The organism is Kitasatospora purpeofusca (genome assembly GCF_000718025.1).
GTDB classification, from domain to species: domain Bacteria; phylum Actinomycetota; class Actinomycetes; order Streptomycetales; family Streptomycetaceae; genus Kitasatospora; species Kitasatospora purpeofusca.
In genome coordinates, this window is the sequence record NZ_JODS01000002.1 from 516,553 (window position 1) to 538,460 (window position 21,908).

Sequence of the window (21,908 nt, forward strand, 5' to 3'; positions counted from 1 at the left end):
GGAAACCTCCTGTGTTCGGCCGGACACGTCCGACTCGTCATATCCGCAGGCTAGGGCTTGATGTGCGGCCGAGGGAAAGACCGGTTCGGGATAGCCTCAGAACGGATCGTTATCAATCGGCGGGGAGGCCACGTTGGCGCCGGACACCGTGAGCCTGCGCTACTTCCTGGTGCTGGCGCAGGAGTTGAACTTCACTCGCGCGGCCGCACGGATCGGTGTCGCACAGCCCGCGCTCAGCGCCCGGATGCGCCGGCTGGAGGCGGAACTCGGTACGGCCCTGCTGGTCCGCAACACGCGCAGCGTCGAACTGACCGCCGCCGGTGCGGCGTTGGCGGATTCCGCCCCGCCCGCGCTGGCGGCGCTGGACCGGGCGTGGGACACCGCCCGGAGCGCGGCGGCCGGTGAACTGGGCGCGCTGCGCATCGGATACAGCCTCAGCACCGGGGCCGGGACGACACCGGCCCTGGTGGACAGGCTGATTCGCGGCAACAGCGGACTCCAGGTCGAGGCCGTCCCGATGGCGACACCGGAGATCTCCCCCGCGGTCGCCGACGGCCGCATCGACGCCGGGATCACCCGCGGTGAACAGCCGGGCAGTGGAGTGCGCCGGGTGCTGCTGCGGCGGGTGCGGGTCGGGGTCCAGCTGGCGCAGCACCATCCGCTGGCCGGACGCCAGGAGATCGAGATCGCCGACGCGGCCGCGTATCCGCTGCGACTCCCGGCCCGCTCGGCCAACCCCGTGATCCACGACCAGCTGTCCGCACTGTTCCGGGACACCCGGCCGCACCCCCGGTTCCACACGCCGGCGGTCTCCTTCGACATGTCCCAGCGCGACCTGCGCGACGGGGTCACCCTCGCCCCGGCCGGCGAGGCCGCGGCCGCGGTACAGCCGGACGGTCTCACCTGGCGGCCACTGCGGGGCGCGCCCGGGCTGACGATCCACCTGGTCCTCCCGCAGGAGCAGTCGCCGCTGCATCGTCGCCTCCTCGCCGTCGCCAAAGCCCTGGCGCACGAGCTGCACTGGCTGCCGGGCTGACACGCCAGGGGCCGAGCGGGACCCGTGGAGCTTTCAGCGGTCGCCCGCCGGGGCGAAGGGCCCGTCCAGGGCCGCCCACTGCAGCAGCAGGATCGTCTTCCCGTCGGTGATGCGTCCGTCGCGGGTCATGGCGAGGGCCTGGGCGAAGGGCAGTTCGAGGACTTCGATGTCCTCTCCCTCCTCCTCGACCCCGCCGCCGGGGCCGGTCCGGTCCGCCGGCGTGTAGGGGGCGGCGAAGAAGTGGAGGCGTTCGGTGACGGAGCCGGGGCTCATGTAGGCGTCGAGGACGTGGGTGAGCGGTCCGAGGGTGACGCCGAGCTCCTCGGCGCTCTCGCGTCGCACGGCGGCGACCGGGTCGTCCGCGTCGAGCAGGCCCGCGGCGGCTTCGACGAGCATGCCGTCGGGGTGGTCGTTGACGTAGGCCGGGTAGCGGAACTGGCGAGTGAGCAGGACGCGGCCGCGTTCGGTGTCGTAGGGCAGGACCACGGCGCCGTTGCCGCGGTCGTAGGTCTCGCGCTGCTGGGTCTCCCACCGTCCGTCGCGGCGGCGGTAGTCGAAGGTGGTGCGCCGCAGGACGTGCCACCCCTGGGAGGTGAGCTCGACGTCGCGGACCCGGACGTCGGGGTTGCGGCTCAGGCCGTGCCCGGCCCGGTCGAGGCCGGTGCGACCGCGGTGGTCGGGGGTGTCGAGGCCGGGGCGGCCGGCGGCGATGTCCTGGTCGGGACCGGCGGTCGGGACGCGCATGGGCTTGTCGGTCATGGAGCGCTACGATACATGCAGAAACGTGCAAGAACAGGAGAGAATGCGGATGCTGGCTGCTGAACGGCGCGAACACCTGCTGGGCCTGCTGGCCCGCGAGGGCAAGATCGTCGCCAAGGACGTCGCCGCCGAGCTGGGAATCTCCGAGGACAGCGTGCGGCGCGACCTGCGCGACCTCGCCGCCGACGGACTGTGCCAGCGGGTCTACGGCGGCGCGCTTCCCGTCTCCCCGGCGGTGGTGGACTACACCGCCCGGCAGAGCGTGGCCCCGGACGGCAAGCGGAAGGTCGCCGCCGTGGCCGCCGCGCTGGTGCCGCCGGGCGGCACGCTGATCCTCGACGGCGGCACCACCGCCCTCGCGGTCGCCCAGGCGCTTCCGCAGGACCTGGCCTGCACCGTGATCACCCACAGCCCGACGATCGCCACGGCCCTGCTCGCCCATCCGCAGGCGGAGCTCTTCCTGCTCGGAGGCCGGATCTTCAAGCACTCGGCGGTCGCCTGCGGCGCCGCCGCCGTCGAGGCCGCGCAGCAGGTCTCCGCCGACCTCTGCCTGCTCGGCGTCACCGGCGTCCACCCCGAAGCCGGACTGACCACCGCCGACGCCGAGGAGGCCGCGATGAAGCGCGCCCTGGCCGCCCGGGCGGCGGACACCTACATCCTCGCCTCCTCCGAGAAGCTCGGCACCGCCTCGCGGTACCGCGTCCTGCCCTGGGAGAAGGTCAGCGGACTGATCACCGACGCCGACCCTCACGACGCCGTCGTCGAGGGAATCCGGGCGCTCGGTGTGGAAGTCCTGCCGGCCGACTGACACCTGTGGGGCGACACGGGATCGCGAATCGGCTGGGAGCGGATGACCGGTCCTTGGGCCGGCACGGGCCGACACGGAGCGGGGTGCTGTGCGCCCGGAGTGCGGGCCGCGAGGGAGGCGTGGCCGGGCCCGGGCCACTGTCTTGGCAGTGGCGAACTGGGGCGACCCCGGAGGAGCCGGAAGGTCGCGTCGAGGCGCGGACTTTCGTCCTCACGGAGCCGCACCGGCCGCTGCGGAGCCTACGGACAACTCCACGTCTGGCCCTCGCTGGCTTCACCCGCCGGGGCGCCGACGGACGCCCCGGCGAGCGAGGTGGAGGCCCCAGTCCGAGCCTGCGCGCGGTACCGCTTCGGCGCGGACACTCCGTGGTTCCACCGGGTGGTCTGGGACGTGGGCGTGTTGGCGGTGTCCCCGGACTTCCTCAGCTTGGCCGTCCTGGCAGTAACGACGACTGACTGACGAGCCGCCGGGGTGGGAAGTCGGCCCACCCGACTTCCCACTCCGGTGCGGTGGCGTAGCGACGCCACCGCACCGGTCGGGCGGACACGCTGCCCACCGGGTCCGAGTCCTCCGACGCGTGGCCCGAGGAGTCCGAGCGATCCGGCGGGGTGAGGTGGGCCAGTGGAGGACGGTCACCCGAGCCGGTGGCGGAGCCAGGCGAGTCCGTGGGTGCTGAGCGCGGCCCACCGGGGGCCGGGGGTCTCGGTGGCGCGCAGGGTCCACAGGCCGGTGAGGATCGCGCCGAAGGCTGTGACGGACCGATCGGGCACGGCACGCCACAGGGACACGCTGTCGGCCCATCGCTCCGCCTGCTCCGGAGTGTGTCCGGCCTCGATCAGCCGGACGATCATGTATGCGGTGTCGGCCCATGCTGCGCCGGGAGCGGGGAAGGCCCAGTCGACGACGCGCACCGCTGCGCCGTTCACCAAGAGGTTCGGGCCGGTCAGGTCGGTGTGGACCAGGGTCTTGCCGTCGATCAGATCGGGCGCATCGTGTTCGGCCAGGATCAGCGTGTCCAGTCGCGCCACGGTCCAGGGGTCGAGCCGGTCCCGGTGGCGGCTGCCGAGGTCGTGCCAGAAGTCCTGTCCCGACCACCGATCCGCCAGGCTGAAGGCACGCAGTGGCGGTGCCGGGGTGAGCGTCCCGGCGAGCGTCTCCAGCGTCGAGGCGATCAATGGTAGGTCGGCGGACCCCGGAGACAGGTCCGCGTGTCTGCCGGGAACGTGCTCGAACCCCAGGGCGAGCCACCCGTCGGCCTCGACCTTCCAGAGCATGCGGGGAGCGATGTCCGGCGGGAGTACGGCATTCACGACGGACTCCAGGCGGTGCATCCATGCCCCCGGGTTGTCCTCGCGCACGGCCTTGCAGAACACCGGCCCGCCGGTCGTCTCCAGCGTGGCGGCGAAGTCGGAGACCGTTCCCGCAGTGGAAGGGAGAGCGGCCGTCACCGCGCCGGTCCGGGCTTCGATGCTGATGCGCACGGCACGCGGTAGTTGCTTCCAAGTGTCTGTCATCGGGGGTGCCTCGGGTCGGGCCCGCCCGGCCCCGGATCGCGGGGCCGGGCGGGCGATCTGATCGGTTACTAGCTGCTGTGGCAACCGCGGTGGCACTGCGCGCAGTTGCCGCTGCCGCTGGTGTCGCTTCCGTCTCCTCCGCTGCCTTCGGAGCAGTCGGCGGACATGCTCCACAGTTCGGAGTCCACGGCGTACCCGCTCGCTTCGATGACGGCGACCGTGGCGGCGATGCCGATGCCCTTGGTGGACTCGTCCGGGCCGCCGGTCGGCACGTGGTGGAGGAACTGGCCGGACACCGAGTGGCAGAACTCGGCGTATTCGGTGGTGTGGAGGATGAACGTGTGCCATCCGATGTCCACCAGCCTCGACGGGGCAAGGCCGGCACCCGGGTTGACCGCGCACGCTCCGAGGAAGGCGAGAGCCTGATCCACGATGCGCGCGGCGAGCGCGAGATCCATCTCCTCCTCACTGGCGATTCGGGTGGTCATCCGGTCGAACAGGGCCGGGTCGATGAGGGACCGGCCTGTGATCTTCTCCGTGCTGGTCGACAGCATGTGTGCTCCCCTGTCTCCGAGGTACGGCTCTCGGCCAGGACGGTATGCGTGCGGGAGTCATCGAAGGGCCTTTGATTCTCGAATATTCCAGGGCTTGCGGGCCGTATCGGCGAGGATTCCTCAGATGGCTCCCAGTGCCCTGCGGCACCGCGCGAGAACCCTGTGAGCATCCGAACCGAAGACGGCCGCCTCGGTCATCGTTTCCCAGACGCGTGTGTACAGGCTCACGTTCTCTGCCTGCTCCAGCCACAGTTCGGCGTGCCAGTCCTCGACGATGACAAGCCGTTCGTCGTAGATCCAGAAGCCGTTGGCGGGAGGCAGCCTGAGCTGGACCTCGAACGGCACGATGCCCAGGGTGACGGTGTCGAGGCCGATCACGCCGCTGAGCCGGTCGAGCTGGGCGGCCATGACGGCCGGTGGGCAGAGCCGGGCGCGCAGAGCGGCCTCCCACATGACGATGCGGTACTGCTTGCCCGATCGGTAGAGGCTCTCCTGTCGTCGGACTCGGGCCCGCACAGCCTCCTCGACATCACGCGGCGACCGGTGGAGGTCGACGTAGGAGTTGAAGACGTGCCGGGCGTAGTCGGCCGTCTGGAGCATGCCGACGATCATCGAGCCTTCCCAGGCACGCATGACCGTCGACCGCTCGTACTCGACGGTCAGCGCGTCCTGCACCGGTCGGTGGCCGGCGGCGAGTTGCCGTCGCCACGACCGGGACTGCGATTCGAACGCCCTCAACCTGGCGGCCAATTCGGACGCCGCGCCAGGTCGGCCGACGCCCGCTGCCCACGCCTTGAGGTCGTCGTGGGTGGCTGTCTGTCGGCCGGTCTCCAGCTTGCTGACCTTGGACTGCGCCCACCCGAGGCGCTCTGCCAGTTGCCGACCGGTGAGACCGCCCTCGGTGCGCAGCTCGCGGAGCCGCAGACCGAGGGCGATACGTGCCTGTTGGAAGTCGGTGCTCACACGTCGGACGGTACCTCGGTGAGGAACGCCCGGTACGTGGTGGCGAAGTGCCAGGCAGCGTCGCGCACCTGGCAGGCACGAGCCACTTGGACCGGGTTGGTGATCAACTCCACGCCGGTCAGATCGTCGTCGGAGTCGAAGTGCAACAGGGCGATCACGCGCGAGTCGAACAGCCAGGCGTCTTCGTCAGGAAGGCCCAGGCGAGCGGCGTCGGCGCGCCAGAGGTAGCGGATGTCCTCGCCCACGGCGCTGTTCCGCCCGGAGTTGTCGAGCAGGTACCGCTGTCCCGGAGTGGGCGGGCTGTCCATGATCCTCACTCGCTCGAACCGCTTGCCGAGGGCCACCTGCTCGCGGCGCGAGAGGCACCACGGGTCCTCCAGGTCCCATCCGGGCGCCTTCCCGGCAGCGAACCGGCGGTAGGTCTCGGTCTGTTCGTCGGACCGGTACCTGCGACGGGTCTCCAGCCGGAAGGCCGTGTGCTCGAAGTTCTCGAACATGCCGTCGAACTCTTCGAAGCCGATGAGCGCCGGCTCCCGGTCCACGTCTCGCGGGGCGAAGTCGGCGAGCAGTACGCGGGGCACGACCACGAACCCTTCGCCGGGCTTGATCTTTCGGAGCTGAGCCACCTCGTCAGGGTCGGTGACAGCGTCGCCCTGTACCAGCACCTCCCCGGTCTCGACGTCCTCGTAGAGCGTCGGGCATCCGTTGTTGCCCGAATTGCTTCCGATGTAGCGCAGGCGTCGGCCCACAGCTGCTCCCATCACGGTCGGTCGGTTGGGTGGATTCAGGATGGCGTGGGGTCGGATAGGTGGGGGCGTTGATTCGCGAATATTCTCCCGACCCCGATCGAGGAGAACCTCGACTGCACCGGCCGAGGCGGAGCAGGGTGGTGCGCGCCCGGCGTGCGGGGGTGGGGGAGTGGTGCGGCGCGGGGCTTCGCACCGGTGTACGCCTGTTGGTGGTGGTGCTTCGTGGCGGTGTCGATGTTCTTTGGTGTCAAGGGAGTTGGACGTCTGTGGAGAAATGGGAGGTGGTGCTCCCCTTGGGGCGGGTGGGCTCCGGTGGTCGGGAAGGTGTTCGGAGTGTGGAGGTGGACGGACCTTCTCGGACCTACGCTGACGGTGCATCCGACGCGCACGGTGCGTGCCCGTGCGGATGCGGACAGTGCGACGTGAGTGTGACCGGAGACCAGGGGAGGCCGAGATGGCCGAGGTTCGGGGTGGCGGCGAGAGCGGCGACGCGAGGCCGGAGTTGGACGAGGACCTGTCGGAGGTCTCGGACTTCCTGCATGCGATCGGCCAGCAGATCAAGCTGCTGCGCGAGCAGGCGGGCCTGACGCAGAAGCAGTTCGCCAAGGAGGTCGGCTACACCGAGAGCCTGATCGGCGCGGTGGAGCAGGGGAAGCGGACGCCGCAGCGGGAGCTGCTGGAGTCGTCGGAGCGGCTGTTGGACGGCAGAGGGCTGCTGATCGCCGCCGCGGACGACATCGAGAAGGCGAAGGCGAAGTCGCGGATGCGGCACCCCGAGTGGTTCCGGAACTACGCCGCCCTGGAGGCGGAGGCCGTCGAACTCCACGACTGGAGTGCCTACCTCGCTCCGGGACTGCTTCAGACGGAGGACTACGCCCGGGCGCTGTTCCGGATGCGACAGCCGGTATTGGCGGAGGAGACGGTCGAGATCCGGGTGGCGGCTCGGATGGCGCGACAGGAGATCCTTGCCCGGTGGCCCCGCGCGGTCTTCAGCTGGGTGATCGACGAGGGTGTACTGCACCGGCGGCTCGGCGGGCCGGAGGTGCACCGTGGGCAGCTCGAACGGTTCCTGGAGATCGGCAACACCCGTGGCATGACGCTTCAGATCATGCCGATGGACCGCGCCGAGAACGCGAGCGTTGCAGGTTCGTTCAAGCTGATCACTCCCAAAGGGCGTCCGCAGACCGGCTATATCGAGATCCAGACGAGCGGTAGGCTCATCACGGATGCGGAGGAGGTCCGTCTCCTGAATGCGCGATACGGCACCCTCAGGGCGCAGGCGCACTCTCCGCAGGATTCCCTGTCCTTGATCGAGAAGATGCTGGGAGAGCGATGAGCGGCGATCTGGTGTGGTTCAAGAGCAGCTACAGCAGCAACGAAGGCGGTGACTGCGTCGAGGTCGCCGAGACCACGGACGCGGTCCTGGTGCGTGACTCCAAGGACAAGTCCGGTCCCAGGCTCGCCTTCTCCTCGACCGCCTGGCGTTCGTTCGTCGAGTTTGCGCAGTCGATCCGATAGCACAGCGCGGCCGTCCGCCAACCGGCGGACGGCCGCACCTCTGCCTGACTACCGCCCCGCGACCGCGTGGACGAAGCGGCCCGCGTCGATGGTGCCGAGGCCGCTGGCGAGGTCGTAGCCCTTGGCGGCCTGGTAGCCGGTGACGGTGTCCCAGCTGTTGTCGCCGGTGGTCACGTCGCTGATGCCGCTCCACTGGTTCGGGAGCAGATTCAGGCCGTAGAGGCGCCAGTTGAGCTGGCCGAGGCGGTGGCCGGCGAGCTGGTCGGCCAGCGCGACGACGCCGGAGAAGATCGGCGCGGCCTCGCTGGTGCCGCCGGTGAGGTGCCAGCCGGCGCGGGTGGGGTCGTAGGACTCGTAGGTCCAGGCGCCGCCGTCGACGGCCGCGCTCATGCTGATGTCCGGGGTGCCGCGGTGGTTGCCGGTGACCTTGGCGACGCCGGTCTGGTACAGCGGCCGGTCGAACACGCCGGAGACGCCGCCGCCGCCCGCGCCGTAGGCGTCGTGCCAGACCTTGTCCGGCGCGGTGCGCTTCCCTGCGTCGTCCAGCGTCATCTGGGTGCCGCCGATGGAGGTGACCAGCGGGTCCGAGGACGGCCAGGAGTTGACCTTGTACGGGTACAGGTCCGAGCCGTTCTCCTTGGCGTCGGTGGCCCCGTTGTCGCCCGAGGAGGCGAGCACCGTGACGTCGTGCGCGGCGGCCTCCTTGAAGGCGTAGCGCAGGTCGGTGAGCGACTTGAAGTCGCCCTTGTCGAAGCCGGGGAAGGTGTTCTCGGTGGCGCCGAAGCTCTGCGAGATGACGTCGGCGCGGCCGGAGCGGATGAGCGCCTGCTCGGCGTCCATCATCTCGGGCAGGCCGGTGACGCCCTCGGTCTCGGCGACGCCGGTCTCGACCAGGATGATGTGGGCGTCCGGGGCCACGGCGTGCGCGTACTCGACGTCCAGGGTGGATTCGCCGGCCCAGCCGGTGTGGTCGGGGTTGGTCGGGTCGAAGGGCGGGACGTTGCCCCACTTGACGATCTCGACCTGGGTGTCCGGGATGCCCCACTGCTTGTCGAAGACCTCCAGGTCGTGCTGGATGGTCGGCGAGCCGAAGGAGTCGACGATGACGATGTTGCGGCCCTTGCCGGTGACGCCCTCCTTGTAGAGGGAGTTCAGGTTGTAGGCCTCGCGGTACTGGAGCGGGGAGTAGCAGTGGATGCCGAGCTGGCTGACGCAGTCCGAGGTGGACAGCGGCGCGGTCCGGCCGAGGGCGTTGACGTGGCCGGCCGAGGCGGGCCGGACGTGGACGCCGGCGGCGGTGGGCGCGCCCGCCGTGGTGGCGCCTGCGACGACGGAGCCGGTGGAGACGGTGCCGGCCGTGAGGGCGGTGGCCCCGACGGCGAGCAGGGCCAGGGCGCGGCGGAGGGTGCGGGGGCTGCCCATGGGACTCCTTGGGACGTGGGCCCGGCCGGGATCGGTCGGGTCGGTTGGGCCATCCCATCGACTGCCGCATGATCATGCCATAGTCATTTCATACTGTCGGCATGGTCGTCTCCGGCCACGGGAAAAGGTCAAGACCGTCCCAGGTGAAGGTAACCCAGCACCGGGGACGGTCTTCTGATGATCCGTCAGGCGACCTTCCGTGTCATCGCGCCCCGCCGTTGACGTACAGGGTCTGGCCGCTGACGTAGGAGGCCTCCTCGCTCGCCAGGAAGGCGACCACCGAGGCGACCTCCTCCGGCTGCCCGACCCGCCGCAGCGGCGTGCGGGCGGACACCTCGGCCTGGTGGTCCTCGGCGGTGGAGCCGACCCGCTCGGCCGTCGCGGCGGTCATCGGGGTGGCGATGTAGCCGGGGGCGACGGCGTTCACATTGATGTTGAACGGGCCCAGCTCGATCGCCAGCGTCGCGGTCAGGCCCTGGATGCCGGCCTTGGCGGCGGCGTAGTTGGCCTGGCCCCGGTTGCCCAGGGCGGAGCGCGAGCTGAGCGAGACGATCTTGCCCCACTTCTGCGCGACCATGTACTTCTGCGCCACGTGGCTGCAGTTGTAGGCGCTGGTCAGGTTGACCGTCAGGACGGCGTCCCAGTCGGCCTTGGGCATCTTGAAGAACAGGTTGTCCCGGGTGATGCCCGCGTTGTTGATCAGGATGTGCAGACCGCCGAGGTCCTCGGCGATCCGGGCGAACACCGCCTCCACGGCGTCGTAGTCGGCCACGTCGCAGCCGTACGCCCGGGCCGTGCCGCCCTTGGCGGTGATCGCCTCGGCGGTGCCGGCCGCCCGCTCGGCCGAGAGGTCGACGACGGCCACCGTCGCGCCCTCCTCGGCCAGCAGGCGCGCCGTCGCGGCGCCGATCCCCTGCGCGCCGCCGGTGACGACGGCGACCTTGCCTGCGAAACGCGTCATGGTGCTGCTCCTCGGGAGCTCAAGAGTGGAAAGGACGGAAGGAGTTCGGGCCGTCAGGCGGACTCGACCAGCACCGCCGTGCCCTGGCCGACGCCCACGCACATGGTGGCGAGGCCGCGGCGGCCGCCGGTACGGCGCATCCGGTGCAGCAGGGTGGTGAGGATCCGGGCGCCGGAGCCGCCGAGCGGGTGGCCGAGCGCGATCGCGCCACCGGTCGGGTTGACCAGCTCGGGGTCGATCCCCAGCTGGTCGACGGAGGCCAGCACCTGCGCCGCGAACGCCTCGTTCAGCTCGGCCTCCGCGACGTCCGCCAGCGTCCAACCGGCCCGGGCGAGCACCTTGCGGGTGGCCGGGACCGGACCGATGCCCATGACGTCCGGGTGCACGCCCGCCGAGGCCCCGGCCACGTACCGGCCGAGCGGCTCCAGGCCGAACTCGCCGAGCGCCTCCTCGCTGACCAGGACGAGCCCGGCCGCGCCGTCGTTCATCGGCGAGGCGTTGCCCGCCGTCACCGTGCCGTCGGGGCGGAAGGCGGGCTTGAGTCGGGCGAGCTTCTCCAGGCTGGTGTCCTCGCGGATCGACTCGTCCTGGTCGACGGTCACCCCGTCGGTCCGCTCCACCGGGATCAGCTCGGCGTCGAAGTGCCCGTCCTTGCAGGCGGCGGCGGCCCGCTGGTGGCTGCGCAGCGCGAAGGCGTCCTGCCGCTCCCGGGTGATGCCGTACCGGCCGGCCACCTCCTCGGCGGTCTCGCCCATCGAGAGCACGCCGTGGAGTTCGGCCATCCGCGGGTTGGTGAGCCGCCAGCCGAGCCGGGTGTCGAAGGTCTCGATCCGGTGCGGCAGCGCCTCGTCGGGGCGGGGCAGGACGAACGGGGCGCGGGTCATCGACTCGCAGCCGCCGGCCAGCACCACGTCCGCCTCGCCGGAGCCGATCGCCCGGGCGGCCATGGTGACCGCCTCCAGGCCGGACGCGCAGAGCCGGTTGACGGTGGCGCCGGGCACGCTGTCGGGCAGTCCGGCGAGCAGGACGGCCATCCGGGCCGCGTTGCGGTTGTCCTCGCCGGCCTGGTTGGCGGCGCCCCAGTAGACGTCGTCGATCCGGGCCGGGTCGAGGGTGGGCAGGTCGGCGAGCAGGGCGCGCAGCACGGTGGCCGAGAGGTCGTCCGGGCGGACCGCGGCGAGCGCTCCGCGCAGCCGGCCGATGGGTGTGCGGCGGGCCGCGGCGAAGTAGACGGGACGCACGACGGCGGATCTCCTTTTGGGAGGGGGTGAGGGTGGGTCGCCCTGGTGGGAGCGGGTGGGTCAGAAGGCGTTGACGCCGGTGAGCGCGCGCCCGATGAGCAGTTGGTGGATCTGGCTGGTGCCCTCGTAGAGGGTCATCACCCGCGCGTCGCGCAGGTACTTGCCGACGGGGTACTCGTCGATGAAGCCGTAGCCGCCGAACACCTGGAGCGCGTTGTTGGCGGCCCGCACCGCGGCCTCGCTGGCGAAGAGCTTGGCGACGGAGGACTCGGTGGCGAACGGCAGGCCGCGGTCGATGTGGTCGGCGACCTTCCAGGTGAGCAGCCGCGCGGCCTCGACGTCCACGGCGATCCCGGCGAGCAGTTGCTGCACCAGCTGGTGCGAGGCGATCGGCACGCCGAACTGCTCGCGCTCGCCGGCGTACCGGACGGCGGCTTCGAGGCAGGCCCGGGCGATGCCGACGCAGCCGGCGGCGACGGACATCCGGCCCTTGGCGAGGGCGGCCATGGCGACGGTGAAGCCCTTGCCGACCTCGCCGAGCCGGGCGCCGTCGGGCACCCGGACGCCGTCGAAGGAGAGTTCGGCGGTGGCCTGGCCGCGCAGACCGAGCTTGCCGTGGATCTCGGTGCGGGTGAAGCCGGGCAGGTCGGTGGGGACGAGGAAGGCGGTGATGCCGCGGTGGCCCGGTTCGCCGGTGCGGGCGAAGACGAGGGCGACGTCGGCCCAGGTGCCGTTGGTGATGAAGGTCTTGCCGCCGCTGAGCGACCAGTGGCCGTCGCTCTCGCGGACGGCCCGGGTGGTGAGGTTGGCGGCGTCGGATCCGGTGCCGGGCTCGGTGAGGGCGAAGCAGCCGAGCGCCTCGCCGGAGGTGAGCCGGGGCAGCCAGTGCCGCTTCTGCTCCTCGGTGCCGAAGGCGTTGACGGACTTGGCGACCAGGCCGAGCGAGACGGAGACGATGCCGCGCACGGCGGAGTCGCCGCGGCCGAGTTCCTCCAGGACGAGGCAGTAGGCGAGGTGGTCGCCGCCGCTGCCGCCGTACTCCTCGGGGAGGGTCAGCCCGAGGAAGCCGAGCTTGCCGAGCCGGCCGATGATCGCGCGGTCGACCGACTCGGCGCGGTCCCAGGCGGCGGCGTGCGGGGCGATCTCGCGGTCCGTGAAGGAGGCCGCGAGCTCGCGGACGGCGGCCTGTTCCTCGGAGAGCTCCAGATCCATGGCGAGCGACCAATCCGGTTAAACTAGCGCTGCAAGTTTTACCGGGACTGTAGCCCCGGGCGGGGCCTCCTGGGAAGGGGGACCTGTCAGAATCGGGCCCGCCCCGCACCGAACCCACCCGACCGGACGTACCGGACGTACCGGGCGGGTCGGACACACCTGCCGGGCCGGACGAACCCGCCCGACCGCGAACACCCACCGGAGGAGCCGCGCCGATGCCCCGCCCGCGAACCCCCCTGCTCAACCGCGAGCGCATCGTCGGCGCCGCGCTGCGCCTGGTCGACGAGGAGGGCCTGGCCGCGCTCTCCACCCGCCGCCTGGCCGGCGAGCTCTCGGTGAGCGGACCGTCCCTCTACAACCACTTCGCCACCAAGGACGAACTGCTGGACGCCGTCGTGGACGGGGTGATCGGGGAGGTCGACCTGTCGATGTTCGGCACCGGCGCGCCCTGGCCGGAGGCCCTGCGGGACTGGGCCCGCTCCTACCGGGCCGCGCTCGCCGCCCACCCCAACATCGTCCCGGTACTGGCCCAGGGTCCCGGGCGCCGGCCGAACGCGCTGCGGCTGGCCGACGCCGTCTTCGGCTGCCTGGTCGAGGCGGGCTGGCCGCGCGGGCAGGCGACCAGGATCGGCGCGCTGATGCGCTACTTCGTCACCGGCTCCGCCCTGGCCTCCTTCGCGGCCGGCTTCCCGGAGGACGCCGGGCTGTACGACGCGGCCGACTACCCCCACCTCGGCGAGGCGCACCGGCTGGCCGAGCACCGGGCGGCCGTGGACGAGGGCGCGTTCGAGACCGGGCTGGAGGCGCTGCTCGACGGGCTGGTGCTGCGCTTCGAACGGCTGGGGCAGGCCGGCCACCAGGGCTCGCCCTCCGCCCAGCAGGGCTCGCGGGCCGGCGGCCAACGGCTGGAGCAGCCCGCTCACCAGGGCTCGCGCGCCACGAACGCCGGTCGCAGCTCGGGGTCCACCGGGTCGTAGTACCGGTGGTAGACGGGCGTCAGCCCGCCCGAGACCGGCGGCACGATCCAGCTCCAGTCGGCGGGCGTCGGCCGCCCGAGCCGCTTCTCCTGCGCGATGTGCTTGAGGAAGCGCTCCGACTCGGTGTGGTGGTCGGCCATGGTCACCCCGGCCTCCTGGAAGGAGTGCAGCACCGCGACGTTCAGCTCCACCAGCGCGCGGTCCCGCCAGAGCGTGCGCTCGTGGGAGGTGTCCAGGCCGAGCCGTTCGGCGACGGTGGCGAGCATCGCGTAGCGGTCGGCGTCGGCCAGGTTGCGGGCGCCGATCTCGGTGCCCATGTACCAGCCGTTGAACGGCGCGGTCGGGTAGCGGACGCCGCCGATCTCCAGCGTCATGTCGCTGATCGCCGGTACCGCGTACCAGCGCAGGCCGAGCTCGGCGAACCACGGGTGCTCGGGGTGCGAGAGCCGGACCTCCAGGGTGGTGTCCTCCGGCAGTTCGTACCATTCGGGCCGCTCGCCGGGCCGCTCCTGGACGAGCAGCGGCAGCACCTCGAACGGCTCCTCGCCGCACTTCCAGCCGAGGTCGCGGGCCCGGGCGGCGAGCTGCGCGCCGGCCGGGTCGCCGGTCCAGCCGCCGTCCGGGGCGGGGTGCCCGGCGTAGCGGATCAGCTGCTGGTTGACGATCCGGGCGGCCGGACGGCCCGGGCGGTCGGGGGCGAACACGGAGACCACGGGGCGGATCCGCCCGCCGTTGGTGGCGGTGCGCAGGTGGTCGAAGCACTCGGCGGCGATGTCGTCGGCGGAGGAGAGGTGGCGCAGGTCGCGCACCACCAGGCTGCGCCAGTACAGCCGGCCGATGCAGCGGGCGGCGTTGCGCCAGGCGAGCCGGGCGCCGTGGGCGAGTTCGGCGGGGGTGTGCTCGTAGGTGCCGGTGCGGTCGATCTCGTCGAGCACGGCGCGGACCCGGGCGGCGGCGTCGCCGGCGGCGGGTTGCTCGCGGTGGAACTGCCGGACGAACTCGGCCGCCTGCCGGGGGTCGGTGAAGTGGTCCTCGTCGGCCGGTTCCGGGGCGGCGGTGCCCGGGGGTTCCTCGGGCACCAGGTGGCCGTGGACGTGGCCGTGCGAGTAGGGGCAGGCGCCGACGGGTGCGGCGGTGGCGCGGCGCGGACCGCGGTCGGTTCGGTCACCGCGGTCGCCGCGAATGCTGCGGGTGCGTAGCCGGTCGAAGATCAAGGACATCCCTCCTGCGGGACAGGAAACCGGAGGTGTCCGGCCCGCCGCAGAGAGTGAACGATTCAGCCCCCGCTCCCTGCGTCCAAGCGCTAGGGTGCGGGGGCTGATCCGGAGGAGGGCGGGCTCAGCCCATGTCCTCCAACCGGACGCCCTTGGTCTCCTTCATGAACCTCGCCACGAAGACGATCGACAGCGCCGCGAACACCGCGTACGCGAGGTAGGTCGCGGAGAGGCTCCAGCGCGAGAGCGCCGGGAACGAGACGGTGATCGCCCAGTTGGCGATCCACTGCGCGGAGGCGGCCACCGAGAGCGCGGCGGCGCGGATCCGGTTGGGGAACATCTCGCCCAGCATCACCCAGACCACCACGCCCCAGGAGAGCGCGAAGAACAGCACGAAGGCGTTGGCGGCGATCAGCGCCACGGTGCCCTGGAGGTCGGGCAGGGTGACGTCGTCCCCGCTGCCGGTGGCGGAGGAGAACGCCCAGGCGCAGGCGCCCAGGGCGACGGCCATGCCGGCCGAGCCGATCAGGGCGAGCGGCTTGCGGCCGATCCGGTCGACCAGCAGGATCGCGATCACGGTGCCGAGGATGTTGATGACCGAGCCGATGAAGCTGATCAGCAGCGAGTTGGACTGGTCGATGCCGACGGACTGCCAGAGGATCGACGAGTAGTAGAAGATCACGTTGATGCCGACGAGCTGCTGGAAGACCGACAGGCCGATGCCGACCCAGACGATCGGCAGCAGGCCGAACCGGCCGCCGAGCAGGTCGCGGAAGCGCGGGCGGTGGTCGGAGTCGATCAGGCCGCGGATCTCGGCGATCCGGGCCTCGGTGTCGGAGTCCCGGCCCTCGATGTCGGCGAGCACGGCGCGGGCCTCGTCGAGGCGGTCGGCGGCGATCAGGAAGCGCGGCGACTCGGGGATGGTCGAGGCCAGCGCGAAGTAGACGGCGGCCGGCACGACGCAGATGCCGAGCATCCACTGCCAGGCCTCCAGGCCGAGCAGGTGGCCGCGGGTGTCGCCGCCGGCGGCGTCCGCCAGCAGCCAGTTGACCAGCTGCGAGATCGCGATGCCGAGCACGATCGCGGCCTGCTGGAAGGAGGCGAGCCGGCCCCGGTACTTGGTCGGCGCCACCTCGGCGATGTAGGTCGGGGCGATGACCGAGGCGATGCCGATGGCCGCCCCGCCGAGGACCCGCCAGAAGGCGAGGTCCCAGGCGGAGAACGGCAGCATCGAGCCGATCGCGCTGACCGCGAAGAGCAGCGCCCCGGCCTTCATCACGGTGATCCGGCCGTATCGGTCGGCGAACCGGCCGGCCAGGGCGGCGCCGACGGCCGAGCCCAGCAGCGCGGAGGAGACGATCAGGCCGGTCACGCCGTCGCCGACGCCGAACTTCTCCTGGATGCCGGAGACCGCGCCGTTGATCACGGAGCTGTCGTAGCCGAACAGGAAGCCGCCGAGGGCCGCGGCGGCGGTGATGAAGACGACGAAGCCGAGCCGGCCGGACGGTGCCGGCCCGGTCTCCGCCTCCGAGGGCCCCGAGGGCCCCGAGGGCTCCACGGACTGCTGGGTGACGCTCACGATCTTGACTCCTGGTACTCAACGCTGAGCTTGGTAGCCGAGATCGTAACCCCTCAATGTTCAAGTGTTGTACGTGGGATGCCGCTCAACTGCCTCCGCCGATTAGTAAGGTGAACAATCAAATCGGAGGCGGGTCCGCTCAGGCCGGGTGGGCCAGCGAGAGCCCGAACCGGCCCCGGTCGTCCGTCCACCAGGCCGAGAGCCGCAGTCCGGCCGCCGCCAGCTCCTCGGCCACCCGCTCCCGGCGGAACTTCGCCGACACCTCGGTGCGCAGCTCCTCGCCCTGCGCGAAGGTCACCGGCAGGTCCAGCGCCGGGATCTTCACGGTCTGCTCGACCAGCGAGCGCAGCCGCATCTCGATCCACTCCCGCTCCGGGTCCCAGAGCGCCACGTGCTCGAACGAGTCCGGCTCGAAGTCGGCGGACAGCTCGCGGTTCAGCACGTTGAGCACGTTGCGGTTGAACTCCGCGGTCACCCCGGCCGCGTCGTCGTAGGCGGCGACCAGCACCGCCGGGTCCTTGACCAGGTCGGTGCCGAGCAGCAGGAAGTCGCCGGGGTCGAGCGCCTCGCGCAGCCCGCGCAGGAAGGCGGCCCGCTCGGGCGGCAGCAGGTTGCCGAGGGTGCCGCCGAGGAAGGCGACCAGGCGGGGGCCGCCGGCCGGCGGCAGGTCGAGCCGGGCGGTGAAGTCGGCCAGGACGCCGTGCACCGCGAGGCCCGGGTACTCGTCGGCGAGGGCCTCCCCGGCCGCGGTCAGCGCGCTCTCGCTGACGTCCACCGGCACGTACGTCCCCAGCGTGCCCAGGTCGCGCAGCGCGTCCAGGAGCAGCCGGGTCTTCTCGGAGGAGCCGGAGCCGAGCTCGACCAGGGTGCGGGCCCCGGTGGCGGCGGCGATCTCGCCGGCCCGGGCGGTGAGGATGGCCCGCTCGGCGCGGGTCGGGTAGTACTCGGGCAGCCGGGTGATCTCCTCGAACAGCTCGCTGCCCCGCGCGTCGTAGAACCACTTGGGCGGCAGCGTCTTGGGCTCGGCGGTGAGGCCGGACTGGACGTCGTGCCGCAGCGCCGTGCTGAAGTGGTCGGCGGGCAGCAGTCGGGTGAGATCAAAGGTGCTCATGACAGGCGGATCCTCTGTTCAGGAAGTGAAGATATTGGCGGCCGGGAATGCGGCGCTCCGAGTGCGGAGGACGCTCCCGGCGCTCAGAGCGGCTTGACGGTCACGCCGTCCGGTCCGGCCAGCAGCAGCGACCGGTCCGGCACGGTGGTCCAGTCGGGGTGGTCGTCGGAGGGCTCCGAGGCCACCAGCACCCCGAGGCCCGGCAGGGTCCGGTGGTGCAGGGTGTCGCCCCAGGCGGTGGCGGCGATCTCCCGGCCGTCGGTGAGCAGCAGGTTCATCCGGCCGGTGGTGTGCGCGGCCGCGTCCGCGACCGTGCCGGCCAGCGCGTCGCCGAGTGCGGCGCCCGCGCGCAGCCGGTGCAGGGCGAGCGCCCACAGCAGGGCCGAGTCGGTGCGGGCCACCAGGCCGAGCAGTTCGGCGGGCGGCAGCAGCGCGGCCAGCGCGCCGGTCCGCTCCGGCCAGCCGGCCAGCGCCCCGTTGTGGCTGAACAGCCAGCGCCCGGCGGCGAACGGCGCGGCCGCCTCCTCGCCGGCCGCGCAGCCCTCGGTGGCCGAGCGGACCGCCGCCAGCAGCGCCCGGGTGCGCAGGACCCGGGCGAGGTCGCCGAAGGAGGTGTCCGCCCAGATCGGCCCGGCCCGCCGGTAGCGGGCGGGCACCTCGTCGCCGTCCGCGTACCAGCCGAGGCCGAAGCCGTCCACGTTGACCGTGCCGTACTGCTGGAGGCGCGGGGCCCAGGACTGCCGGTGGAGGCCGAACGGCGGCTCCACCAGCAGCGCCCGGGGCGACACCGGCTCGCCGACGTAGGCGAGGTGGCGGCACATCAGCCGGCCTCCCGGGCGGGGGCGGGGCCGGGCCCGTCCGTGACGTCGGCGGCGGTGCGGAACCCGGCGAAGATCTGCCTCCGGACCGGGTAGTCCCAGTTGCGGAAGGTGCCCCGGCAGGCGACCGGTGCCACCGCGAAGCAGCCGCCGCGCAGCACCTTGTACTCGGGCCCGAAGAACACCTCCGAGTACTCCCGGTACGGCCAGGCCCGGAAGCCGGGGTACGGCCGGAAGTCGCTGGCCGTCCACTCCCACACGTCGCCCATCAACTGCCGTGCCCCGTACGGCGACTGGCCGTCCGGGTAGCTGCCGGCCGGGGCCGGGCGCAGGTGCCGCTGGCCCAGGTTGGCGTGCTCGGGGCCGGGGGCGCCGTCGCCCCACGGGTAGCGGCGCGAGCGGCCGGTGGCCGGGTCGTGCCGGGCGGCCTTCTCCCACTCCGCCTCGGTCGGCAGCCGCCGTCCGGCCCACCGGGCGTAGGCGTCCGCCTCGTACCAGCTGACGTGCAGCACCGGCTCGTCGAGCGGGACGGGCTCCAGTACGCCGAACCGGCGGCGCAGCCACTGGCCGTCCTCGCGGCGCCAGAACAGCGGCGCGGTGAGGTCGGCGCTGCGTCGGTGCGCCCAGCCCTCCGCGGTCCACCAGTGCGGCTCGTCGTAGCCGCCGTCCTCGACGAACCGCAGGTAGGCGCCGTTGGTGACGGGGGTGGTGTCCAGCCGGTAGGCGGGCAGGTCGACCCGGTGGGCCGGGCGTTCGTTGTCCAGTGCCCAGGGCTCGGTGTCGGTGCCCATGGTGAACGGGCCGGCCGGGACGAGCACCTCGGCGGGCAGCGCGGCGGCGTCGGCGGGGGCGGGCGGGGGTGCCGGGGCGGCCAGCGCGGGTTCGCCCCTGCGCAGCTGATGGGTGATCAGCATCGTTTCGTCGTGCTGCTGTTCGTGCTGGGCGATCATGCCGAAGGCGAACCCGGCGTCGAGCAGCGGCGCCCCCTCCAGCGGGCTGGCGGCGAGCAGGTCGAGCACCCGGCCGCGCACCTCGCCGGCATAGGCGCGGGCCTCCCCGGGCGGCAGCAGCGGCAGGGTGGGGCGCTCGGAGCGGGGGTGCTCGAAGGCGTCGTAGAGCGGGTCGATCTCGGGGTGCATCGGATCGCGGCCGCCGATGTTGCGCAGCAGCCAGAGCTCCTCCTGGTTGCCGATGTGGGCGAGGTCCCAGACCAGCGGCGACATCAGCGGGGAGTGCTGGGCGGTGAGGTCGTGGTCCTCGACGCAGTCGGTGAGCGCGGCGGTGCGGGCGCGGGCGGCCAGCAGCTCGGCGGCGATGGTCTCCCGCAGGGCCTCGGGCGACAGGGCCTCCGGCGATTGCGGCTTCAGGGAGGCAGGAGGGCGGCCCTCCCGGGCGCTGCGGTCGGCGCGGGCGTCGTCGATCATGGCGTGGCCTCCTCCGGGGGAGTGCGTCGGGTGCCGGAGCGCAGGGCGTCCAGCTGGTCGTCGGCCGGGCAGCGGCCGCGCGCGGGATAGCGCTCGGCGAAGGCGGCGACGGTGGCGCGCAACTGCTCGGCGCCGGGCAGTCGGCCCAGCGCGGCGTCCGCGGCGGCGAAGCAGGTGAGGGTGGCGCGGCGCAACTCGGGGTCGGCCGTCGCCAGGGCGGCGGCCCGGCGCCAGGCGTCGCTGCGCGGTGCGCGCGGACCGTCGGTGCCGGGCGGCGGCTCCAGCGGTTCCAGGGCGGCGAGCGCGGTGTCCGCGGCGACCGGGTCGTCCAGCAGCGCGGTGACCAGCGCGGCGGGGACGATCCAGCCGTCCCCGGGCTGGGCGTCGATCATCCGCAGTTCCAGGTGGCCGCGCGGGCGGACCGGCGGGAACAGCGTGGTGCGGTGGTAGTCGAGGTCGGCCAGGGTGGGCGGCCGTTCGCCGCCGCCGCGCAGCCAGTCCAGGAAGGTCAGTCCGGCGGGCGCGGTCCACGGCAGGCCGTCGCGGCGGCGCACGCAGAGCACCTGGGCGTCCAGCACGTACCTGGTCCAGGCCTCGCGCGGGTCGCCGTGGTCGGGCGCGGGGGCCAGCGTGCGGGAGGGGTCCATCCGGGACCAGACGGTCTGCCGGGTGGACCGGTGCCCGGTGGGGCGGCCGTCCAGCAGCGGCGAGTTGGCGAAGGCGGCGACCAGCACCGGGCCGAGCCGGTGGGCGAGGCGCCAGCGGCGGTCCAGTGCCTGCGGGCCGCTCTCCGCCCCGGCGTCCAGGCAGACCTGGAGCGAGGCGGTGCCGGTCATCATGATCCGGCCCCAGGGCCCGGCCGCGTCGAAGTGGTGCTCCATCGCGACGTAGCGCGGGTGGTCCAGCACCCTGCGGCGGGGGCGGGCCAGTGGGTCGGTGCCGGTGCCGGTGAGGCGCAGGCCCTGGGCGGCGAAGGCGTTCCGCAGGGCGGCGAGGTCACGCCGGGTGTCGGCGACGCAGCCGGTGAGGCTGTCGGCGGGTGGGGAGCTGAGCTCTACCTGACCGCCGGGTTCGAGGGTGAGGCGGGCACCGGAGGGGAGCGAAGTCCCGTCGGGGCCGCCGAGCGGCAGTGCGTCCAGTGCGGCGTGCAGTCGTTCCGGAGGGACGGGTTCGTCGGGACATCGGTCGTCGTGGACGAACCACTCCAGCTCCACGCCGACCAGCCGGGGCGGGCCGATCTTGAAGCAGACGCCGGTCATGTGGTTGCGCGCCGCGGACTCGGTGAGCGGGGTCACCGAAGCTGCGGGAGGCGCGACGCTCTGCCGGTCGGGCGGAGCGGACGGTCGGAGGGGTATCACCGGACTCACCATCCTCGGGGCACGGGTGCGGCCCGGACTACCCTGCCCAGTCTGCTACGGACCATGCGGGGGCGCCGCGCAAACATCTGGTGAAGGACTGTCCTCGCAGGTCAGGGGCGATGCGAACGGGTGAATCGGGCCATTTCGACGCGCTCGGCCCAGCCTGCGCCCCAGCCTGCGCCCCGGCCGGCGCCTCAGCCCGTGGGGCGGCCCGGGCCTCCGGCCGGACGGGCGCCGAGGTGGGCCGCCAGCCCGCGTCGGCCGCGCCGCATCATCACCGCGTGGTTGGCCCGGAACAGCGGCCGGGCGGGCAGCGCCAGCAGGCGCAGCAGCGGCTTGGCCGGGCGGGTGTCCTCCTCGAACAGGACCAGGCTGCCGCCCGCGCCGTCCGCCGCGACCGTCCAGCGGGACCAGCCGGTGAGGTCGCCGTCCATGGCCGCCTCCAGCACCCCGGCGGCGCGGTCCTGGCGGACGGCGGTCAGCCCGATCACCAGCCGGTAGGGGAGCAGCGCCCGGACCAGCACCTCGCCCCGGTCCGGCCCGGTCTCCCGGACCGAGAGGATCTCCGGCCACCAGCGCGGATAGCCGGGGACGTCGGCGAGCGCCGCGAAGACCGCCGTCGGCGGGGCGGCCAGCCGCCAGACGCCGCGGAACCGGTAGTGGTTGGGGTCCACGGGGGCACTGTAGTCC

Annotated in this window: 21 protein-coding genes and 1 pseudogene; 6 read left to right on the forward strand and 16 right to left on the reverse strand. The window is 72.6% G+C overall.

Annotated elements, in window-relative coordinates:
- Positions 1-133: 133 nt before the first annotated feature.
- On the forward strand, positions 134-1,036 hold the full coding sequence (locus IF01_RS0105365) for a LysR family transcriptional regulator (RefSeq protein WP_030392099.1): 903 nt from the start codon (positions 134-136) through the stop codon (positions 1,034-1,036).
- Between the two features lie 33 nt (positions 1,037-1,069).
- On the opposite strand, the gene IF01_RS0105370 is transcribed toward IF01_RS0105365, so the two are convergent.
- On the reverse strand, positions 1,070-1,780 hold the full coding sequence (locus IF01_RS0105370) for an NUDIX domain-containing protein (RefSeq protein WP_078879713.1): 711 nt from the start codon (positions 1,778-1,780) through the stop codon (positions 1,070-1,072).
- Between the two features lie 64 nt (positions 1,781-1,844).
- On the opposite strand from IF01_RS0105370, the gene IF01_RS0105375 reads away from it, so the two are divergent.
- On the forward strand, positions 1,845-2,603 hold the full coding sequence (locus IF01_RS0105375; RefSeq protein WP_030392101.1) for a DeoR/GlpR family DNA-binding transcription regulator: 759 nt from the start codon (positions 1,845-1,847) through the stop codon (positions 2,601-2,603).
- Between the two features lie 42 nt (positions 2,604-2,645).
- Positions 2,646-3,062: a DUF6183 family protein gene (locus IF01_RS51535; RefSeq protein ID WP_375340969.1), complete on the forward strand. Its 417-nt coding sequence runs from the start codon at positions 2,646-2,648 to the stop codon at positions 3,060-3,062.
- A gap of 173 nt (positions 3,063-3,235) precedes the next feature.
- Here IF01_RS51535 and IF01_RS0105385 read toward each other — a convergent pair whose 3' ends face one another.
- The 4 genes from IF01_RS0105385 to IF01_RS0105400 all read right to left on the reverse strand — a co-directional run bounded on the left by IF01_RS0105385 (position 3,236) and on the right by IF01_RS0105400 (position 6,383).
- The gene (locus tag IF01_RS0105385) at positions 3,236-4,084 is read right to left on the reverse strand and encodes a phosphotransferase (protein WP_051754935.1); all 849 of its coding nucleotides are present in this window, start codon (positions 4,082-4,084) and stop codon (positions 3,236-3,238) included.
- Between the two features lie 101 nt (positions 4,085-4,185).
- Positions 4,186-4,671: a glycine-rich domain-containing protein gene (locus tag IF01_RS43585; protein WP_051754936.1), complete on the reverse strand. Its 486-nt coding sequence runs from the start codon at positions 4,669-4,671 to the stop codon at positions 4,186-4,188.
- A gap of 120 nt (positions 4,672-4,791) precedes the next feature.
- Positions 4,792-5,634, reverse strand: coding sequence for a helix-turn-helix domain-containing protein (locus IF01_RS0105395; protein WP_030392104.1), 843 nt, complete (start codon positions 5,632-5,634; stop codon positions 4,792-4,794).
- Positions 5,631-6,383 (reverse strand): DUF6879 family protein, encoded by a 753-nt coding sequence (locus IF01_RS0105400; RefSeq protein ID WP_037778916.1) that lies wholly within the window; start codon positions 6,381-6,383, stop codon positions 5,631-5,633. Before IF01_RS0105400 ends, IF01_RS0105395 begins: the two co-directional genes overlap by 4 nt.
- A gap of 454 nt (positions 6,384-6,837) precedes the next feature.
- On the opposite strand from IF01_RS0105400, the gene IF01_RS0105405 reads away from it, so the two are divergent.
- Both IF01_RS0105405 and IF01_RS0105410 read left to right on the forward strand, forming a co-directional pair.
- Positions 6,838-7,719, forward strand: coding sequence for a helix-turn-helix domain-containing protein (locus tag IF01_RS0105405; RefSeq protein WP_030392106.1), 882 nt, complete (start codon positions 6,838-6,840; stop codon positions 7,717-7,719).
- Positions 7,716-7,901, forward strand: coding sequence for a DUF397 domain-containing protein (locus IF01_RS0105410; protein WP_030392107.1), 186 nt, complete (start codon positions 7,716-7,718; stop codon positions 7,899-7,901). Before IF01_RS0105405 ends, IF01_RS0105410 begins: the two co-directional genes overlap by 4 nt.
- Positions 7,902-7,949: 48 nt before the next feature.
- Here IF01_RS0105410 and IF01_RS0105415 read toward each other — a convergent pair whose 3' ends face one another.
- The 4 genes from IF01_RS0105415 to IF01_RS0105430 all read right to left on the reverse strand — a co-directional run bounded on the left by IF01_RS0105415 (position 7,950) and on the right by IF01_RS0105430 (position 12,737).
- Positions 7,950-9,323, reverse strand: a complete 1,374-nt coding sequence (locus IF01_RS0105415; RefSeq protein ID WP_030392108.1) for a S53 family peptidase — start codon at positions 9,321-9,323, stop codon at positions 7,950-7,952.
- A 202-nt stretch (positions 9,324-9,525) separates the two neighbouring features.
- Positions 9,526-10,284 (reverse strand): beta-ketoacyl-ACP reductase, encoded by a 759-nt coding sequence (locus tag IF01_RS0105420; RefSeq protein WP_030392109.1) that lies wholly within the window; start codon positions 10,282-10,284, stop codon positions 9,526-9,528.
- Positions 10,285-10,337: 53 nt separating this feature from the next.
- On the reverse strand, positions 10,338-11,525 hold the full coding sequence (locus IF01_RS0105425) for a thiolase family protein (protein WP_030392110.1): 1,188 nt from the start codon (positions 11,523-11,525) through the stop codon (positions 10,338-10,340).
- Positions 11,526-11,585: 60 nt separating this feature from the next.
- Positions 11,586-12,737, reverse strand: coding sequence for an acyl-CoA dehydrogenase family protein (locus IF01_RS0105430; protein WP_030392111.1), 1,152 nt, complete (start codon positions 12,735-12,737; stop codon positions 11,586-11,588).
- 215 nt (positions 12,738-12,952) lie between these two features.
- Between IF01_RS0105430 and IF01_RS0105435 the strand changes: the two are divergent.
- A pseudogene (locus IF01_RS0105435) lies at positions 12,953-13,609 on the forward strand (TetR/AcrR family transcriptional regulator); the annotation flags it as partial.
- Between the two features lie 47 nt (positions 13,610-13,656).
- Here the strand turns inward: IF01_RS0105435 and IF01_RS0105440 are convergent.
- From IF01_RS0105440 to IF01_RS0105470, 7 genes are all read right to left on the reverse strand, one after another.
- Complete coding sequence (locus IF01_RS0105440) at positions 13,657-14,934, reverse strand: nitric oxide synthase oxygenase (RefSeq protein WP_244215427.1); 1,278 nt, start codon at positions 14,932-14,934, stop codon at positions 13,657-13,659.
- Between the two features lie 118 nt (positions 14,935-15,052).
- The gene (locus IF01_RS0105445; protein ID WP_030392114.1) at positions 15,053-16,507 is read right to left on the reverse strand and encodes a sugar porter family MFS transporter; all 1,455 of its coding nucleotides are present in this window, start codon (positions 16,505-16,507) and stop codon (positions 15,053-15,055) included.
- Between the two features lie 139 nt (positions 16,508-16,646).
- A complete protein-coding gene (egtD, locus tag IF01_RS0105450; protein ID WP_030392115.1) occupies positions 16,647-17,618 on the reverse strand; it encodes an L-histidine N(alpha)-methyltransferase in 972 nt (323 codons plus the stop codon).
- 83 nt (positions 17,619-17,701) lie between these two features.
- The gene (gene egtC / locus IF01_RS0105455; RefSeq protein ID WP_030392116.1) at positions 17,702-18,439 is read right to left on the reverse strand and encodes an ergothioneine biosynthesis protein EgtC; all 738 of its coding nucleotides are present in this window, start codon (positions 18,437-18,439) and stop codon (positions 17,702-17,704) included.
- Entirely contained in the window at positions 18,439-19,860 is a 1,422-nt protein-coding gene (gene egtB / locus IF01_RS0105460) for an ergothioneine biosynthesis protein EgtB (protein WP_051740214.1), read from the reverse strand. Before egtB ends, egtC begins: the two co-directional genes overlap by 1 nt.
- Positions 19,857-21,155, reverse strand: a complete 1,299-nt coding sequence (egtA, locus tag IF01_RS0105465) for an ergothioneine biosynthesis glutamate--cysteine ligase EgtA (protein WP_051740215.1) — start codon at positions 21,153-21,155, stop codon at positions 19,857-19,859. Before egtA ends, egtB begins: the two co-directional genes overlap by 4 nt.
- 257 nt (positions 21,156-21,412) lie before the next feature.
- Entirely contained in the window at positions 21,413-21,892 is a 480-nt protein-coding gene (locus IF01_RS0105470; protein WP_030392119.1) for an SRPBCC family protein, read from the reverse strand.
- Between the last annotated feature and the right edge of the window lie 16 nt (positions 21,893-21,908).

Excerpts from the sequence above, each read along its gene's own strand:
- IF01_RS0105370 (WP_078879713.1), bottom strand. The coding sequence starts at position 1,780 with ATGCGCGTCCCGACCGCCGGTCCCGACCAGGACATCGCCGCCGGCCGC.
- IF01_RS0105375 (WP_030392101.1), top strand. The coding sequence starts at position 1,845 with ATGCTGGCTGCTGAACGGCGCGAACACCTGCTGGGCCTGCTGGCCCGC.
- IF01_RS51535 (WP_375340969.1), top strand. The coding sequence starts at position 2,646 with ATGACCGGTCCTTGGGCCGGCACGGGCCGACACGGAGCGGGGTGCTGT.
- IF01_RS43585 (WP_051754936.1), bottom strand. The coding sequence starts at position 4,671 with ATGCTGTCGACCAGCACGGAGAAGATCACAGGCCGGTCCCTCATCGAC.
- IF01_RS0105405 (WP_030392106.1), top strand. The coding sequence starts at position 6,838 with ATGGCCGAGGTTCGGGGTGGCGGCGAGAGCGGCGACGCGAGGCCGGAG.
- IF01_RS0105410 (WP_030392107.1), top strand. The coding sequence starts at position 7,716 with ATGAGCGGCGATCTGGTGTGGTTCAAGAGCAGCTACAGCAGCAACGAA.
- IF01_RS0105415 (WP_030392108.1), bottom strand. The coding sequence starts at position 9,323 with ATGGGCAGCCCCCGCACCCTCCGCCGCGCCCTGGCCCTGCTCGCCGTC.
- IF01_RS0105420 (WP_030392109.1), bottom strand. The coding sequence starts at position 10,284 with ATGACGCGTTTCGCAGGCAAGGTCGCCGTCGTCACCGGCGGCGCGCAG.
- IF01_RS0105430 (WP_030392111.1), bottom strand. The coding sequence starts at position 12,737 with ATGGATCTGGAGCTCTCCGAGGAACAGGCCGCCGTCCGCGAGCTCGCG.
- IF01_RS0105440 (WP_244215427.1), bottom strand. The coding sequence starts at position 14,934 with ATGTCCTTGATCTTCGACCGGCTACGCACCCGCAGCATTCGCGGCGAC.
- egtD (WP_030392115.1), bottom strand. The coding sequence starts at position 17,618 with ATGAGCACCTTTGATCTCACCCGACTGCTGCCCGCCGACCACTTCAGC.
- egtC (WP_030392116.1), bottom strand. The coding sequence starts at position 18,439 with ATGTGCCGCCACCTCGCCTACGTCGGCGAGCCGGTGTCGCCCCGGGCG.
- egtB (WP_051740214.1), bottom strand. The coding sequence starts at position 19,860 with ATGATCGACGACGCCCGCGCCGACCGCAGCGCCCGGGAGGGCCGCCCT.